Below are 16,813 nucleotides of genomic sequence, written 5' to 3'. Positions count from 1 at the left end.
AGGATGACAGAACAGGAAAAAATGTTAGCAGGAAAAATCTATGATTGCAGTGACGAGACTTTGGGAAAGCTTCGTCTGAAAGCACATAAGCTGTCACAGCATTATAATAATGTATTTGAAGATGAGGAAGAACTGCGCAGAAGCATCATCAAGGAACTGGTGCCGAATCAAGGAAAAGGAACTTATCTGCAGGGACCGGTGTATTTTGACTATGGTGTATTTACTACTTTCGGTGAGAAATGCTATGCCAATTTTAATTTTACAGTGTTGGATACCTGCCCGGTGACGATCGGCGATAATGTGTATTTTGGCCCCAACTGTACTCTGGCAACACCCATGCACCCCTTCCGCTGGCAGGAACGGAACATGAAAGAGAAGGCGGACGGAACACTGTATGATGACGAATACGGTAAACCGATCACGATTGGTTCTAACTGCTGGATCGCAAGTAACGTCGTCATCACCGGTGGTGTAACGATCGGCGAGGGCTGCGTGATCGGCGCAGGGAGTGTCGTGACGAAAGATATTCCCGCTAATTCTCTGGCAGTCGGCAATCCCTGCCGCGTGATCCGGGAGATTACGGAGGAGGATTCTATTCAATATAAAAAAGAGTTATTCTAATATCATCAAAAGGAATAGATAAAGAACAGAGCTTTTTTGCGAAGGCTCTGTTTTTGTGTACAGATAAAATTTTTGAAGCATGGCAATTATTGTGCGCATCAGAATATTAATTTTACAAATTAAAGATTGACAAGTCGGAAAAATATGATATAGTTCTAAATGCGAATGAGTTGCATTTGCATTTAAAATAAATATGTGATTATATGTTTATCTAATGAAACAATTCAGGATGAAGCAGATGCATAATTAATAAGTGCATAACAAGTTATGCAAGAGCGGTTTTGTGAATGGATTGATTCTGAACAGTTGCTGTTTGATATCATTTAATTAATAAGGATAATAAGGAAAGGTAAGAATCATGTTAGATGTCATTTTGGATACTTTGATCGATAGTGTAAAGCTGGTGCCGTTTTTGTTCCTGACCTACCTTGCTATGGAATATCTGGAGCACAAGGCCGGAGAAAGTACGGTAAAGATGGTACGTAAGGCAGGCAAGATGGGACCGCTTTTCGGCGGCGTGGCAGGAATCATGCCCCAGTGCGGTTTCTCCGCCGCAGCCTCTAATCTGTATGCCGGACGGGTGATCACGTTGGGAACGCTGATCGCTATTTACCTGTCTACGTCAGATGAGATGCTGCCATTATTGATTTCATCGGATGAAGTTTCGGTTGCATTTATCCTGAAGATTCTGGGAGCAAAGGCTGCCATCGGTGCGATTGCAGGATTTGTGATCGACCTGGTGATCCGGGAGCAGAGAGTGCATCACCATGATCATGCACATGCAGTTTCCGCGCATGGTCACAATGCGATAGGAACACATTCCCGGGAAGGTAATTCAGCGCATGCCGGTTCTGTGAAAGCTTCTTCCGTGGGGGTATCTGCAGCAGAATCAGACGGCCATGCGTATGACGATAATGGTCATCATGACGAGGACGATTACGCAGAACACGATCACATCCACGAACTTTGTGAGCATGACCACTGTCACTGCGAAGAGGATGGCATTTTCCTGTCCGCGGTGAAACACACCTTACAGATTACCTTTTTCATCATGGTAATTGGATTTGTGCTGAATCTGATCTTGCATTTCGTAGGAGAGGATGCATTAGCGAACCTGATTCTGAACAGACCGGTGATCGGGCCGGTATTGGCAGGCATTGTGGGACTGATCCCCAACTGTGCAGCATCTGTGACCATAACGCAATTGTATATCAGTGGTGTGATCAGCCTTGGAGCCATGATGTCCGGATTGCTAGTAGGAGCGGGGGTAGGACTGTTAGTGTTGTTCCGCGTGAACCCGGATAAAAAGGAAAATCTGAAAATCGTGGGAATTTTATATGTGATTGGTGTTTTGACAGGAATTGTGATAAACTGGTTGTAGGCACAAGCAGTGCCAAAATTGAGAGCTGACTCTTTGACTGCTTGCAGGCATAAGAGGCAGATCCAATTTTGATAGGGCGACGCCCGTCCAGTGAGGGAACGCAGGGCGTTACCGAGCTGAGCAGCACTGCGGATGCCCCGGATCGCGATATAAAAGGACAGATATCTATGGAAGAACATAAATGTGAACACAATGATATTTCTTATCCCAAGGGATTAAAATGGACCAAACAGAGAAAATGCGTGTATCAGGTGCTGGAGGAAGCGACCGAGCCCCTCAGCGCCGTACAGATTTACAATCGTATTGAGAAAGAACACGAAGGCAGCGATTATGCTGTATCCACGATCTACCGGATTCTGGCAACATTTGAAGAACACGGAATGGTAGAGAAGACAACGTTCATGGGAGATGGTACCGTAGTATACGAATTGAACCGCGGGGGACATACCCATTATGCGGTGTGCCTGGAATGTCATAAGCGGATTCCGCTGCCCAGCTGCCCCTTTGCACATGTGCATTTAGAGCAGGATACCGGAGACTTCACTGTCACCGGACATAAATTAGAGCTGTACGGCTACTGCAAAAAGTGCCAGGAAGCCCGTAAAAAACAGTAATTTCACCTATTGTACAAATAAATCGAAAAAAATATTTAAATTTTTTTCAAAAAGTACTTGCATTCTTGAAAACCATGTGATAATATATGTCTTGTCGTTGCGGGAGACATAACAACGACACAGAAAATGCACCGCTAGCTCAGTTGGTAGAGCACCTGACTCTTAATCAGGGTGTCCAGGGTTCGAGCCCCTGGCGGTGCACTCAAGAGGACTGTTTTTGGAGACTTAGGAGCTCCGGGGACGGTTCTTTTTTTTGCACAGATATGCTGTGAGGAGATTTTATATGACTGCGATATTTGATACACATGCACATTATGATGATGATGCATTTAACGATGACAGAGAACAGCTTTTGGCGGATCTGCCGGGGCAGGGCATTGCCCGGGTGGTAGATGTGGGTGCGAGCCTGGCATCCTGCCGGAAAGTGTTAGAGCTGATGGAGCAGTACGATTACATATATGGAGCTATCGGCGTACATCCCAGCGAGACCGCGGAACTGACTGAGGAATCTTATTCCTGGCTGAAGGAACAGTGCCGAAAAAAGAAATGCTTGGCGGTGGGAGAGATCGGACTGGATTATTACTGGCCGGAGCCGGACCACGAGACACAGAAGAAGTGGTTCCTGCGGCAGCTGGACCTGGCGCGTGAGATCAAAAAGCCTGTTATCATTCACTCCCGGGATGCGGCGAAGGATACCGTGGATCTCATGACGGAGGCGCACGCAGAGGAGATCGGTGGCGTAATTCACTGCTATTCCTATACGAAGGAGACGGCGAAGATTTTCCTGGATATGGGATTCTACTTTGGAATCGGCGGCGTGCTGACTTTTAAAAATGCAAAGAAGCTGAAGGAAGCGGTAGAATATATCCCTATGGATCGCATCGTACTGGAGACGGACTGCCCCTATCTGGCGCCGGAACCGAACCGCGGCAAACGTAACAGTTCCCTGAACATTCCCTATGTGATCGCTGTTATGGCGCAGATTAAGGGGATCACAGAGGAAGAAGTGCGCAAGGCGGCATGGGACAATTCGCTTAAGCTGTATCATATGGAAAGATAAATGGTCAGCTGATAAAAAGGTATGATTGGTGGGGGAATTTATAGTAGCAAAAGGTAAACATTATGGAAACAAGTACAACAAAGCAGCTATTTTCAAAAGATGATCTGAAAAAACTGATCATTCCACTCTTATTTGAACAGGCACTGGCAATCACTGTGGGCATGGCAGATACCGTCATGATCTCTTCGGCGGGCGAGGCGGCGGTCTCCGGCGTATCCCTGATCGACATGTTCAATAATCTGATCATCAGCGTGCTGGCGGCACTGGCTACCGGCGGTGCCGTGGTGACCTCCCAGTTCCTCGGAGCCGGGAAAAAAGAGGACGCCTGCAAATCTGCAAAACAGTTGATCGTGTCATCGGTATGCATTACGATCGGTATATCGATTTTGGTCATGGTGTTCTGTAACGGCATCATTTCCCTGTTTTTCGGTAAAATTGAAGCGGACGTATTTCACAATGCTGTGATCTATATGATGATCTCTGCGCTGTCCTTCCCGTTCCTTGCCCTGTACAATTCCTGTGCGGCGCTGTTCCGCTCCATGGGCAATTCCCAGATCACGCTGAAGGTATCCGTGGTGGAAAATATCATTAATATCGGTGGAAACGCCCTGGGCGTCTATGTGTTGGGACTGGGCGTGGCAGGTGTGGCGATCCCTTCCCTGATCTCCCGTGCGGTGGCAGGATTCATCCTATATCATTTGCTGAAAAACCCGTCCAACGAAGTGCATTTATTAAAAGAAAGATTCCACATCGACTGGCCGGTGATCCATAAGATTTTTTACATAGGTATCCCCAGCGGGATTGAAAATGGTATTTTCCAGCTGGGACGTGTCATTGTGGTAAGCATTATCGCGGGCTTCGGAACTGTGCAGATCGCTGCCAACGGCGTGGCGAACAGCTTGGACAGCATGGGTTGTATTGTGGGACAGGCTATGAATCTGGCAATGATCACAGTGATCGGCCGTTGCGTCGGCGCCGGAGATTCCGGTCAGGTGCGGTATTATACGAAAAAATTATTGAAGATTACATACTTGTGTACCTTTATGGTAAACAGCGTCATCCTGCTGTGTCTGTCGTGGATCCTGAAATGCTACGGATTAAGCCCGGAGACCACGCAGTTATCCTATATTCTGGTCATGATCCACAACGGTATGGCGGTGTTTTTGTGGCCGGCGTCTTTTGTTCTGCCGAACATGCTTCGTGCCTGCAATGACGTACGGTTTACCATGGTGCTGTCTATTTTTTCCATGTTCGTGTTCCGTATCGGATTCAGCTATATCATCGGTGTGAACATGGGTTACGGAGCCATCGGTGTCTGGATCGCTATGGTACTGGACTGGATCTTCCGTGTGATCTGTTTTGTGAGTAGATATTTGTCCGGACATTGGCTGAAGACAGCCGGATTACAGGATAACAGATAGCAACAGTTCATCTTGTGAACATATGCGGCCACAAAGCCATACGAGCATGATTTTGTGTGCCCGGATATATTCACGGATGAACTGTTATGAGGTATAATGTGGGAAAAAGAGAGAGAGGTATGCAATATGCAGGTAGTATTGGAAAATGAAGCTTTAAAAGTAACCATCAACAGCTTTGGTGCAGAGCTTGCAAGCATTCGGGGGAAAGCAACTGATACCGAGTATCTGTGGAATGCGGATGCAAAATTCTGGAAGAGAACTGCCCCGGTACTGTTCCCCTTTGTAGGAAGTCTGAAAAATAAGGAATATCATTATGAAGGAAAGACCTATTCCATGGGTCAGCACGGCTTTGCCAGAGACATGGAGTTTGCCGTGGATGTACAGACGGCGACAGAAGCATGGTTTTCCCTGCAATCCAATGACGAAACAAAAGCAAGATTTCCGCTGGAGTTTATCCTGAAGATCGGTTATGAATTGGAAGGAAAAGACCTGAAGGTCATCTGGCAGGTGGAAAATCCGGATACGAAAACACTGTACTTTTCCATCGGAGGACACCCCGCATTTATGTGCCCCGTGGATGGAAAAGGAAAGCAGTCGGAATATTATTTTAAGTTTGATACGGACAAAGATCTGACTTACGGATTGGTGGCAGATGACGGACAAGGACTTATGGGACAGCAAAAGGATGTATTACCAGTGAAAAACGGCTATGCGCAGATCACGGAGCACTTATTTGACCGGGATGCCCTGATCGTGGAGGATCGTCAGGCTTTGGCAGTGAGCCTGTGTACTCCGGACAAAAAGCCGTATGTTACCTTAAGCTTTGATGCTCCGTTATTCGGTCTGTGGTCTCCCGCAGGCAAGGGAGCACCGTTTATCTGCATCGAGCCATGGTATGGCAGATGCGACAAGACGACCTTTGACGGCAGCTTAGAGCAACGGGAGTACAGTAATACCCTGCAGGCAGGAGAGGTATTCCGCAAGGAGTACACTATCACAATAGTATAATTACGAGAAAGCGAAAAAGCTTCTGAAAAAAGCTTCGGGCACAGAAAAAGATTGTGCCCGGAGCTTTTCTTATGCTGCTATTCAATATAAATTTATCGAATATCAATAAATTTATATTGACATTCGTATCATAGAGTGATATGTTAAGGCTACCAAGAAGGAAAGAGGTATTTATTATGGAGAAGAGAGAGTTGTCGGAAAAGGAGTTGCGGGAGAAAAAGTTATCTCTGGCGAAGGGGACAAAGTACCTGCTGGATTTCATGTTCTATGCGGGAATCCTGGTGACGATAAGTCTGCCGCTTAGTCTCAAATACATAGGAAAGTATCTGGAGGCGGTGGAGGAGCATTACCTTCCGGCGGTGATCATATTCGCCATCCTGGGTGTGCTGGCATTATTGTTGGTCAATGAACTGCGCAAGATGTTTGGCACGGTGCTTGCGGAGAACTGCTTTGTACCGGAAAATGTGGCGAGCCTTAGGAGAATGGGAGACTTAAGCTTTTTCATCGCGGCCATGAGCGCTGTGAGATGTGTGGTGTACCTGACCATTGCCATGCTGGTGATCATTCTGGTATTTATCATTGCAGGCATGTTCAGCAAAGTGCTGGCGATGGTATTTGAAGAAGCCGTGCGCTACAAGGAAGAAAACGACTTAACGATCTAAAAATTCAGTCACTCAAAATTAGAAAGGCATCTATTATGGGAATCATTGTAAATCTGGATGTAATGATGGCAAAGCGGAAGATCAGCCTGACAGAACTGGCGAATCAGGTGGATCTGACACAGGCAAATTTATCCATCCTGAAAAATAATAAAGCAAAAGCCATACGTTTCTCTACACTGGAATCCATCTGCGAGGTGCTGCATTGCCAGCCCGGAGACATTCTGGAGTATGTAGAAGACACAAAAGAAGAGGAAACCAAATAAAATCTGAGAGGGGGAGATCATAATGCAGGAAAATACAGTAGTACAGGAAACAAATTCAATAAATCAGGAACAGATTTCCGGGCAGAATGTAGTCCGGGTAGTGGAAAAGACAGAGACTGTGGAGACAAAGCGCTTGCAGGAGCACTATAATTTCTTCGGACCGGTGACTTTTCTCTATGCCGTATTCTATGCATTTTGTATGTTCCGGAACGGCTCGGGGATCACCTTCCCTTTTTTTCTCGCAGGCACTTTACTGTATTTTGTCTTCTCGCTGTCAAAACTGGAGATTACCTTGAAAAAAGGAAGCGCCTTTTACATGATCAGCATTCTGCTGCTGGGGGTATCCACCTTCTGCACCGACGGATGGGCGATCATAGGTCTGAACAAGCTGGCGGTGTTTCTATTAGTGATGTGTCTGCTGCTGAATCAATATTTTGATACGAAAAAGTGGAATCTTGGGAAATATGTGGGAAGCATCTGTCAATTGGTGGTTATGAGCTTCGGGGAACTGGGGAAGCCTTTTTCCGATGGCAAAGCCTATTTTCGTGAAAAGGGAAAAGTAAATAAGAAGGTATGGTACGGACTGCTGGGAGTGGTGATCGCACTGCCCATTCTGCTCATTGCCGCCGGACTGTTAAGCTCTGCCGATGCGGTATTTCGTAAGATGACAACGGATTTCATGAACTGGATCCGTCCGGACAATATATTCAACGTAGTCATCCGGGTAATGTTTCTGTTCTTTGCCTCCTATGCACTGACTTCCTACCTGTGTAAGCGAAGCATCCCGGAAGAAGTGAAGGATCGCAGAAAGGGTGAGCCGGTACTGGCAATTACGATTATGTCACTGCTGTCACTATTGTATCTGCTGTTTTCCGGTATTCAGATCTTCGGATTGTTCTTAGGGAAAATGCAGCTGCCGGACGGCTATACTTACGCTCAGTATGCAAGAGAGGGCTTTTTCCAGCTGCTGGTTGTCAGCATTCTGAACCTGATCCTGGTACTGGTGTGCCTCAGCTTTTTTAGGGAGAGTAAGGTACTGAAAGTGATTATGACGATTATGTCATTATGTACTTTTATCATGATCGCGTCCAGCGTAATGCGAATGATCATTTACATCCGGTATTATTATCTGACTTTCCTGCGGATCTTTGTATTGTGGATACTGGCGGTATTATTCGTCATGTTTATCGGAGTACTGATCAACATTTACAGGGAAAGTTTTCCTCTGTTCCGCTATGGTGTCGTGATGGTGACCGTGCTGTATCTTGCATTGTCCTTCAGCCATCCCGACTATATTATAGCCAGAGTGAATATTGCCAATGCACCCGGCGCAGACGGTACAGGCTGGGAAGAATCCGTGGCGCAGGATTACGGAGACGATTTTTTCGCCGGACCGTTTTTCCGGGGATCGGAATATAATGACTACTCTTATCTAAGTGATCTCAGTGCGGATGCGGCACCGGTCATTATTCCTTATATGGAGAGCCTGGGGTATGATTTTGGCGCCTATGAACTGGAGAGACCCACAGATATTATGAGCGAAGATACGCAGGCTCAGTGGTGGGGGAGTTATCAACCGAAGGGATTCGGATATTATTACCTGAACCATAATAAGAAGCGTCTGGATCAGACATCTCTGCGGACATTTAATATTTCCAGATATATGGCGCGGAAACAGATAGAGGCGAGAATCGATGGAAAATAAAGAAATGAATACGGAAAAAATAAAGTTTTATAAAAAGCATCCGGTGATGCTTGCATGGCTGATTTCTATATTTATCGGACTGGGCTATGCGCTTTTTACGATCATAGCCTCTGTTATTCATTATGAGCAAAGAGATTATGTATGGGAGATCATTAAGGCTTTTACAGAAATGTTTACCTGGGCAATTTTAATGGGAGCGGTACTGGTATTTCCTGTGGTGCTGACGATCAGCGAAGGAATCTGCCTGATCAGTGAAGCATGGGAACGTCCGGTGAAGGGAGCCTGGCTGTTTGACCAGCATGTATTTTGGCTGGGCGGATTCTATGAACTTTGTTATTTGGGGTTGATTATGGATGTGACATCCGCTGACTGGCAGACGCAGTTAAGCAATTCCAATAAACATACACCGATTTACAGTGGTTCTATGGTTACTTTTATAGTACTCATTCTGCTGGCATTTATAGGGTATGAGATCCTGCAGAGTATTCCGCTTCGGAAGCTGCCGCCACTTGTGACAGTCCTGTCGATTTCCGCAATGTACCTGGGATTGTTAGAACTGATCCTGTTCACAGTACAGATATTCAAGCCGACGATTTTGCTTGATGGATATTTGTTATTATTTCCACTGTGCTGTGTGCTGCTAGTGGTGCGACTGCTTCTGAAGAAAATACGGGAGTGGAATCACATGGTGCAAAATGCGGAAGACGAGCACTTCGGAACGGGGAAAATTCAGCAGCATCCGGTACTTCGTCTGTGCGACAGGATCTTAAGAAAAGCAGAATTGTGGCCGGTGCTGGGACTGGTATTGATGTTCCCGCTGTTGGGAATCCTGATCGCAATCCTCATGCTGTTTGGGCAGGCACCGGATTCTGTGATTAAAGCATTCACGGAGACCAGCGACTGGAATCTGTCACTAAGACAGGCACCGCAGAATGTCATGTATGATGAACATTATCTCTGCACGGTAGCTGCCGGCGGTCATGAAAAAGTCGTAAAGCCTATCCGCCTGGGGAGGCGGCATGGGCATGAAGTGATCGTGAACCGTCAGTTGTGCATCGCCAATGCTTTTGAACAGGTGTTGGAAGAACGGACTCCCGGCTTACACCGGGCACTGCGTCATTTTTATGATACTTACGGGTTCCCTGTGGCGAGACTGATCCACAGTAAATACACGGCGGATCTGGTGTATTTTATCATGAAGCCTCTGGAATGGATCTTCCTGTGTGTGCTGTACCTGACGGACGCCCATCCCGAGAACCGCATTGCCGTGCAGTATACCGGGAAGACGGCGGCGCAGGTGGAAAAAATAGTAAAATATTAACTCCCTTTTCGGAATTGTGTACCCACTGAAAACGAGCCTATAAACATGCATTCACAATGCATAAAAACACGTTCCGGCTATTTCCCACACATTGAAATATACACTTAGATAACATATAATACGAAATATATTTTGGGGAGGATTATGACCATGAAAAAGAAATTATGCAGTATTGTTTGTCTTTGCTACTTTGTTTCAATTATGTTATGTGCATGTGGAAGAAAAGAACAGGGGAATCCTATTAGATTGCCAGCCAGAGAGGATATTGTATCGATTGGTGTCTCTGACGGTGACAAATATGCTATGTCACCTAACACAGAAGGTGAAGCTACGGAGTTTATTGATGAATTTTTATCTATGCTAATGGATATGGAAACAACCAGTCAGCAATCAATCAATGATGCACCGGTCAACAAAGATTCTATTACGATCAATATAAATTGTGATGGGGCGGCAGGAACTACTCTTTTTTACTATGTAGATAAAGGAATCGAATATGTAGAACAGCCATATCAAGGAATTTATAAACCAACGCCTGCTTTAGGTAATTGTATAACTGAAATGCTTGCTTCGGCAGATAATAGACCGCTAATGGTAACATTTCAGGCATCGGTAATTGAAACGAATCATGATTCAATAATAGTAAAACCGGTAGATGGTTCTTTGGAACTTGATTCAGCAGATAAGTTTTATATATCAAACGAAGAGAACCTTGAATTGCAAATTGGAGATTTCGTAGAAATTAGCTATAACGGAGAAATAATGGAATCATATCCTGCACAATTAGGAGAGGTTTATAAAATTACCGTGATAGAACAGACAGAAGCAAATGCCATGTGGGATAGAATACCTATGGTAAGAATAGATGGTAAATTATACTACGATACAGGGAGAGAAAGCATCATGGATGCACGTTGTGGCACTATGGATGGAGAAATAACATCAACTGTCGATGGAACTGAAATACCAACAGAAGATAATCAGTCTAATTTTGGAAGTGGATTTGGTTATCAGTATGGGGCAGACGATACAATAGAAATTTATATGAATGAAAAGTGGTTCGTCTTTGAATACAGAGAAGAATCTGAATGAGAGAATAAACGATAGATAAGTCAAATTAAATTCAAAAGGCTGTCTCAATAAAGGGATAGCCTTTTTTCAATTCTCAGCCTAAATTTTCTCAATATTCAGTAGGCAAAATCCAAGATACAGTTGCTCAAATTGCTCGAAAAATTAAGAAATGTATGAATATACACTAAAATTGGGGAAATGAACAGCGGGAACACTTTTCCGAAAAGGGAGAATATTAATGGAAAAAGCTCTCCCTTTTTGATATAATAATATTTGAAAGGGAGGCTTTTTTATATGATAAAAGTGAATTGAACTAAATCGGAATTTGAGGGAGGAAACAGTATGAAAAAGATTATTGCAATGGTTCTTTGTCTTGTGTTGGTACTTTCATTGGCTGATTGTGGAAATAATGATCAAAGTTCAGATACGCATGATGCGAACTACGAAGAAGGTTATACGGCTGGCTACGAGGTTGGATATAATGATGGGAAGCAGCAAATGGTCGAAAACAAAAAGTACTTTGCACAGTTTTCGGGATCTTTTACAGCTTCCGTTGAACAACTCTTGCCGGATTACTGTGCGCTTCCGGGAAAAACGATTGCGGTAGTTCACTTCTTTCAGACTGCACCCTTTTTACTTCGCTTTCAGGAAGATATGACCGGAAAGCTTGTTGAAGGAACGGTTTATGTGTTTGAGTTCAAGACATTTGAAGTTGAACTTCCGGCTGATGAGGAAAATCCAGATATTTCGGATTATATGTACTCAATAGATGTTACTAATTATAGAGTTGCGGAAGATGGCGAGCTCGGGTTGGAGAGCATATCGCCGACTGTTGAAATAATATCAAAGTAAGTAACCGGATTATTTAATAAGCAATCACCGTGGTAAATTCTATTTAGATATCCCAGTAAAAGAATCGGATTGAACTGATAGGGCAGAAGAGGTATACTTATTTTCGGAAACGAACGGAGGTACCGGGATGGAAAAGTTTACCCCTTCAGAGCTTTGTGCAGACATTAAGATCTATGATTATAAGAAAAAAGTAAAATATGATGACAAATCCCTGGTGATTTTTGAGAAAACAGGGAAAATGATAACAGCCGGAAAAGAGTGCGAAGGAATGCTTTACACTCTTCCGGCTGATTCTATTGGTTTTTCTCCGATCGTGTTGGGAAGAGTCAGCGACTATACCTGTGCGGAAAAGATGCTAAAGCAGATGCTGTGCCGGTATCTTGGCAAGGCATCATTTACGGGATACGGAGAAGGGCTTATTTTTATTCACGAGAAACTGAACGAAGTGGAAATGAAAGCCTATTTTGATCTCCTGTATCAGGCGGGAGCCAAAAATGTGGTCTATGCAGATGAAAGCGTGAAAGGAATCCCGGAGGGAACTCCCTGGGAGGATGTGATCTGGGGAATGAAGAACACTTATAAAAATCTTCGTTTTGCAGTAGAGATCACGAAGGAACAGCCCATGGATTACCTCAGATATTCACTGGCACAGTTGGCAGAGAACTGTAAGCGGTGGGGACTGGAAGAGGAAATGTCAAAATTGCATATTTAAGAAAAAGGCTAAGGATAAATGAAGTTATTTATCCTTAGCCTAAATTATTAGCTTTGCTGATAGTAATTATGCCGGTAAAGATGATCGTCTACCTGCTGCGCCAGGTGATTCATTTCTTCTTGTGCATCAGCACCCATGGCAATATTATAAAACGCATAGGAAAACTGCTTACTGAAGAAAGGATATGCGGGGGTCTGCGGTCTGGTAAAAGAGGTATTCCGTAATTGTGAAAATAAAATATTGCTGTTGCCGGAACCAGCCTGAAAGCTGTCCATTACGTCATAAATCTCTTTTAAAACAGGAATACCCGTTAACTGACTGATCTTCAACTGGTTCTGCAGACTGAAAACATAACGGATAAATTCACAACATTCCCTGGGATATTGTGTCTGTCTGGACATGCATAATCCCCAGCTTCCATGGGGAGAAGCTGCTTTTATACCATGGGGAAGAGGGATTATGCCGATATTACTATTCCTTTTCTGCGATTGAAAATAAGCACTGGGCAGGGAAAGACTCATGGCAAAGTTTTCAGGAAAATCGGCACTGAGATCCTCCACGTGGGTATAATGATATTTATGAAATAATTCGCCCAGCCAATTCATAGCAGCGACGGAAGCCGGAGAGTTAATATATCCAGAGGTTGCCGTCAGTGTATCGTTAAAAAAACTACCATTGTTCTGCACGATAAATGGCAATCCTGCATAGCTGTTCCATTCTCCGGATTTCGGAGAAAGACCGCGTCCGGAGTCCATAAGCAAAGGATAGGGAAAAGAAGTTTTGGTCTGTATTGTATGGCAGACATTCAGAAACTCATCCCAGCTCCAGGCATCTTCCGCAGAAGTCGGAATGCGGATACCAAGGGAATGGAACAACTCCTTGTTATACAGAATACATAAAGTGGATTCCGTATAACCCAGATGATATAGTTTTCCCTGATAGGTTCCCTGTGTCACAATGGGAGACAGAAAAGAGGATAGGAAAGACGAATCCATATATCCATCAAACGGCAGCAGAGAATTCATATATGCCCAATAGGGGACATCAGGACCGTCCAGGGACAGAATATCCGGTGCATTTCCACTGGTAAAGCTTTGCAACAGCGAGTCACGCAGAGGAGCCTTATCGTTGGTGAGAAAAGTCGGTGTTACAAAAAAACCGGAAGATGTCAGATTAAACTGTTCGATCAGAGAGATCCAAAAATGTTTCTCATTATCTTCCATAGGACATAAATAAATAGATAGGTTTATTTTATCTTTGGAGCGGTCTGCTACAAAAGTACCTTTTCCTTGCTGCCGTATAATATATCCTTCAGCTTCCAGACATTTCAGGGCTTGTGTAATAGTGCTTTTACTTACATTTAAAGTACGCATTAATTCATTATCGGAAGGGATGAGATCGCCGGGACGATAATATCCGCTTTCGATTTTCTGGACAAATTCATTTTTTATAAGCATGTATTTTGGTGTTCTGGTGTTCATAAAATCCCCCACATTTTGAAAAGTGATTGACAATATATTTTTGTTATGCTAATATCATAGCATAAGTTATTCGAACAAACAAGATTAAATAAAAAAACTCTCTGCAAAAGCAGAGAGTTAAAAAATAAAACAAGTTATTCGAACAACCGAACAACTAAAAGGAGGAGAAGATGAAAAAGACATTTTCAAAAGAGAAATTATTTGACAGAACACCGCGGGTCTTTAAGCGGGATGCAACGGAAGTTCGTTTTCTGTTGGGCGGAATCGGAACAGGTAATTTTTCTATAAATTCAAGAGGAAAGTTCCTGGACTGGGAAATTTTTAACTGGCCTTCCAAGAATACGAAATTTCCGCTTTCCTTTTTTGCAATTCGTACGGAGAACAAAGAACTGGAAAAACCTATATCGAAAATTCTGGAATCGAGAATGGTTCCGCCATATACCAGCTCACACGGATATCTTCAGGCTGAATTAGTAAATCTGCCAAGAATGGAAGATTCCGAACTGATTTGTGAATATCCTTTTGCAAGGGTGAATTTCAAAGATTCCGAATTGCCCGTAAAAGTATCAATGGAAGCATATACACCGTTTATTCCTTTAAATACAGATGATTCCAGTATTCCCTGCGCAATTATCCGATACACGGTGAAAAATGTTGCAGACTGTCCGACCAAAGTAAGCCTGGTAGGTACGCTTCCCAATGCATCCGGCTTTGAGGGATATGATGTTATTGAGAACCTGAAGCTGGCCGACAGTGTAAAAAATGAATATCGGGAATTTGATGATGTGAAGGGCTTGTATTATTCACCCGAACATTTGAAAGAGGATCATTTACGGTATGGAAACATGGCGATTCTGACCAGTGGATCCAATGTAACCTATAAAACACAGTGGTTTGACGGCGAATGGGTGGATGGAATACAGGATTTCTGGGATGACTTTACCAGTGATGGACTTTTGGAAAAAGAGACCGTATCTGACAGTGTGGGATGTGAATTTGCACAATTTCATAATTTCAGTTTCCTGAAAAGAAGAGAAAAGATCGGATCCATCGGAGCATGGGAAGAACTTCAGCCGGGAGAAGAAAAAACCTTCGAATTTGTCATTACATGGTATTTCCCTAACAGAGTAAAGGCATGGATCGAGTTTGATGAGGACTACGAGAAATTCCAGCGCGGTGAATACGGAACAGTAAGAAATTACTATGCAACAAAATTCACAGATGCATGGGATGTAGCAAAATATGTATACCATAATAAGGAACGACTGGAATCAGACAGCAGAAAATTTGCCGATGCTATGTTCCATAAGACTACATTACCTTATTATGTGATTGATGCTCTGACTGCAAACATTACGAATCTTCGAAGTAATTTATGTTTCCGTCTGGAAGATGGAACTTTTGCCGGATTTGAAGGAATACGTGACTACATAGGCTGCGGTTACGGTAGTGTGCCTCATGTATGGAATTATGCACAGACGGTTGCTTTTCTGTTCCCGGATCTTGAAAAAACTATGCGTAATGTAGAATTTTTGAGAGAAACAGATGAGACAGGTTGCATGTCTACACGAATGTTTTCCGTATTTGATCAGGAACGGTATGCAATGGTTCCGGCCTGTGATGGAGAACTTGGAAGTGTTGTTCGTGTCTACCGGGATTTCAAGAATCTCGGGGATGTAGAATTTTTGAAGACCATTTGGCCCAAAGTAGTGTTGGCAATGGAATATGCCCTGAAACAATGGGATCTGGATGGAGATGATGTACTGGACGGTCAGCAGAATACAACCTATGATATTGAATTCTACGGACCGAATCCCATGACGGACAGTATCTTCCTGGCAGCACTGAAATGCTGTGAAGAGATGGCTGAGATCGTAGGGGATGAAGAACATCATCAGCTATACGCAGATGCTTACGAAAAAGGAGCTGCAAGAGCCGATCAACTGATGTTTGACGGAGAATATTATATTCAGGTACAGAAGGAGATTGATAAATATAAATATCAATTCGGAAAAGGCTGCCTGTCAGATCAGCTTCTCGGACAGTTCCTGGCATATATGGCCGGAATCGGGGAGATTTTACCGAAAGAGCATGTAAAATCTGCTATGGAATCCGTATTCAAGTATAATTACAAAACGGATTTTTATCATACGGACAGTGTACACAGAGCATATGCAATCAATGAAGAGCATGGAATGGTAGTAGCTACCTGGCCGAAAGGCGGCAGACCTAAATTCCCTTTATCCTATGCCGGAGAGGTGTGGACAGGAGTAGAGTATGAAGTAGCCGTTAATCTGATTTATTCAGGTTGTGTAGAGGAAGGTCTGACGGTGGTAAAGTCAATTCGGGATCGTTATGACGGATACAAGAGGAATCCGTTCAGTGAGATCGAGTCCGGTCATCATTATTGCAGAGCAATGGCAAGCTGGGGAGTGCTGAATGCATTATTGGGACTGCAAAGTGATATGTATCGCGGAACCTTGTCATTCCATCCTGCAATAGAAGGTGAAATGTCCAGTTTCTTCATCTGTGGAAAAGCATGGGGTATCTACAGTCAGAAGGAAGAGAATGGGAAAATGTGCAAACATATTGACATCCTGTATGGGACGTTAGATGATATTCATGTACAAGAATAAGGAGG

At 43.9% G+C, this 16,813-nt stretch carries 15 protein-coding genes and 1 tRNA gene; 15 read left to right on the top strand and 1 reads right to left on the bottom strand.

Annotation, left to right across the window (positions count from 1 at the left end; all coding sequences use genetic code 11):
* Positions 1 to 3 precede the first annotated feature (3 nt).
* From ACTRDR_RS01705 to ACTRDR_RS01640, 14 genes are all read left to right on the top strand, one after another.
* On the top strand, positions 4 to 621 hold the full coding sequence (locus tag ACTRDR_RS01705) for a sugar O-acetyltransferase (RefSeq protein WP_440525933.1): 618 nt from the start codon (positions 4 to 6) through the stop codon (positions 619 to 621).
* A gap of 358 nt (positions 622 to 979) precedes the next feature.
* The gene (locus ACTRDR_RS01700; RefSeq protein ID WP_440525932.1) at positions 980 to 2,002 is read left to right on the top strand and encodes a putative manganese transporter; all 1,023 of its coding nucleotides are present in this window, start codon (positions 980 to 982) and stop codon (positions 2,000 to 2,002) included.
* Positions 2,003 to 2,070: 68 nt separating this feature from the next.
* Positions 2,071 to 2,616: a Fur family transcriptional regulator gene (locus tag ACTRDR_RS01695; RefSeq protein WP_440525931.1), complete on the top strand. Its 546-nt coding sequence runs from the start codon at positions 2,071 to 2,073 to the stop codon at positions 2,614 to 2,616.
* Positions 2,617 to 2,744: 128 nt separating this feature from the next.
* Positions 2,745 to 2,817, top strand: a tRNA-Lys gene (locus tag ACTRDR_RS01690).
* Between the two features lie 82 nt (positions 2,818 to 2,899).
* The gene (locus ACTRDR_RS01685; protein WP_440525930.1) at positions 2,900 to 3,676 is read left to right on the top strand and encodes a TatD family hydrolase; all 777 of its coding nucleotides are present in this window, start codon (positions 2,900 to 2,902) and stop codon (positions 3,674 to 3,676) included.
* 62 nt (positions 3,677 to 3,738) lie between these two features.
* Positions 3,739 to 5,097 (top strand): MATE family efflux transporter, encoded by a 1,359-nt coding sequence (locus ACTRDR_RS01680; protein WP_440525929.1) that lies wholly within the window; start codon positions 3,739 to 3,741, stop codon positions 5,095 to 5,097.
* A 126-nt stretch (positions 5,098 to 5,223) separates the two neighbouring features.
* Positions 5,224 to 6,105 carry an aldose 1-epimerase family protein gene (locus ACTRDR_RS01675; protein ID WP_440525928.1) on the top strand — a complete coding sequence of 294 codons (882 nt, stop codon included), beginning with the start codon at positions 5,224 to 5,226 and terminating at the stop codon, positions 6,103 to 6,105.
* A 176-nt stretch (positions 6,106 to 6,281) separates the two neighbouring features.
* Complete coding sequence (locus ACTRDR_RS01670) at positions 6,282 to 6,767, top strand: DUF2975 domain-containing protein (protein WP_118545899.1); 486 nt, start codon at positions 6,282 to 6,284, stop codon at positions 6,765 to 6,767.
* Between the two features lie 35 nt (positions 6,768 to 6,802).
* Positions 6,803 to 7,030: a helix-turn-helix domain-containing protein gene (locus ACTRDR_RS01665; protein ID WP_022154045.1), complete on the top strand. Its 228-nt coding sequence runs from the start codon at positions 6,803 to 6,805 to the stop codon at positions 7,028 to 7,030.
* A gap of 22 nt (positions 7,031 to 7,052) precedes the next feature.
* A complete protein-coding gene (locus ACTRDR_RS01660) occupies positions 7,053 to 8,735 on the top strand; it encodes a DUF4153 domain-containing protein (protein ID WP_440525927.1) in 1,683 nt (560 codons plus the stop codon).
* Complete coding sequence (locus ACTRDR_RS01655; protein WP_440525926.1) at positions 8,725 to 10,056, top strand: DUF6688 domain-containing protein; 1,332 nt, start codon at positions 8,725 to 8,727, stop codon at positions 10,054 to 10,056. Before ACTRDR_RS01660 ends, ACTRDR_RS01655 begins: the two co-directional genes overlap by 11 nt.
* A gap of 150 nt (positions 10,057 to 10,206) precedes the next feature.
* A complete protein-coding gene (locus tag ACTRDR_RS01650) occupies positions 10,207 to 11,148 on the top strand; it encodes a DUF5301 domain-containing protein (RefSeq protein WP_242993434.1) in 942 nt (313 codons plus the stop codon).
* Positions 11,149 to 11,469: 321 nt separating this feature from the next.
* Positions 11,470 to 11,979: a hypothetical protein gene (locus ACTRDR_RS01645; RefSeq protein WP_440525925.1), complete on the top strand. Its 510-nt coding sequence runs from the start codon at positions 11,470 to 11,472 to the stop codon at positions 11,977 to 11,979.
* A gap of 127 nt (positions 11,980 to 12,106) precedes the next feature.
* Positions 12,107 to 12,691 carry a rod shape-determining protein gene (locus ACTRDR_RS01640; RefSeq protein WP_440525924.1) on the top strand — a complete coding sequence of 195 codons (585 nt, stop codon included), beginning with the start codon at positions 12,107 to 12,109 and terminating at the stop codon, positions 12,689 to 12,691.
* 47 nt (positions 12,692 to 12,738) lie between these two features.
* Here ACTRDR_RS01640 and ACTRDR_RS01635 read toward each other — a convergent pair whose 3' ends face one another.
* On the bottom strand, positions 12,739 to 14,172 hold the full coding sequence (locus tag ACTRDR_RS01635; protein WP_118669493.1) for an extracellular solute-binding protein: 1,434 nt from the start codon (positions 14,170 to 14,172) through the stop codon (positions 12,739 to 12,741).
* 170 nt (positions 14,173 to 14,342) lie between these two features.
* On the opposite strand from ACTRDR_RS01635, the gene ACTRDR_RS01630 reads away from it, so the two are divergent.
* A complete protein-coding gene (locus tag ACTRDR_RS01630) occupies positions 14,343 to 16,808 on the top strand; it encodes a GH116 family glycosyl-hydrolase (RefSeq protein WP_440525923.1) in 2,466 nt (821 codons plus the stop codon).
* Positions 16,809 to 16,813 lie beyond the last annotated feature (5 nt).

The sequence above is a fragment of the Simiaoa sp. genome (assembly GCF_051972595.1).
In the GTDB taxonomy this organism is placed as follows: Bacteria; Bacillota; Clostridia; order Lachnospirales; family Lachnospiraceae; genus Acetatifactor; species Acetatifactor hominis.
This window is presented reverse-complemented; position numbering and strand designations above follow the sequence as displayed.

Bases quoted from the DNA above. Each gene is read 5' to 3' on its own strand.
- ACTRDR_RS01705 (WP_440525933.1), top strand. From the start codon at position 4: ATGACAGAACAGGAAAAAATGTTAGCAGGAAAAATCTATGATTGCAGT.
- ACTRDR_RS01675 (WP_440525928.1), top strand. From the start codon at position 5,224: ATGCAGGTAGTATTGGAAAATGAAGCTTTAAAAGTAACCATCAACAGC.
- ACTRDR_RS01665 (WP_022154045.1), top strand. From the start codon at position 6,803: ATGGGAATCATTGTAAATCTGGATGTAATGATGGCAAAGCGGAAGATC.
- ACTRDR_RS01680 (WP_440525929.1), top strand. From the start codon at position 3,739: ATGGAAACAAGTACAACAAAGCAGCTATTTTCAAAAGATGATCTGAAA.
- ACTRDR_RS01660 (WP_440525927.1), top strand. From the start codon at position 7,053: ATGCAGGAAAATACAGTAGTACAGGAAACAAATTCAATAAATCAGGAA.
- ACTRDR_RS01670 (WP_118545899.1), top strand. From the start codon at position 6,282: ATGGAGAAGAGAGAGTTGTCGGAAAAGGAGTTGCGGGAGAAAAAGTTA.
- ACTRDR_RS01645 (WP_440525925.1), top strand. From the start codon at position 11,470: ATGAAAAAGATTATTGCAATGGTTCTTTGTCTTGTGTTGGTACTTTCA.
- ACTRDR_RS01685 (WP_440525930.1), top strand. From the start codon at position 2,900: ATGACTGCGATATTTGATACACATGCACATTATGATGATGATGCATTT.
- ACTRDR_RS01635 (WP_118669493.1), bottom strand. From the start codon at position 14,172: ATGAACACCAGAACACCAAAATACATGCTTATAAAAAATGAATTTGTC.
- ACTRDR_RS01630 (WP_440525923.1), top strand. From the start codon at position 14,343: ATGAAAAAGACATTTTCAAAAGAGAAATTATTTGACAGAACACCGCGG.
- ACTRDR_RS01640 (WP_440525924.1), top strand. From the start codon at position 12,107: ATGGAAAAGTTTACCCCTTCAGAGCTTTGTGCAGACATTAAGATCTAT.
- ACTRDR_RS01650 (WP_242993434.1), top strand. From the start codon at position 10,207: ATGAAAAAGAAATTATGCAGTATTGTTTGTCTTTGCTACTTTGTTTCA.
- ACTRDR_RS01655 (WP_440525926.1), top strand. From the start codon at position 8,725: ATGGAAAATAAAGAAATGAATACGGAAAAAATAAAGTTTTATAAAAAG.
- ACTRDR_RS01700 (WP_440525932.1), top strand. From the start codon at position 980: ATGTTAGATGTCATTTTGGATACTTTGATCGATAGTGTAAAGCTGGTG.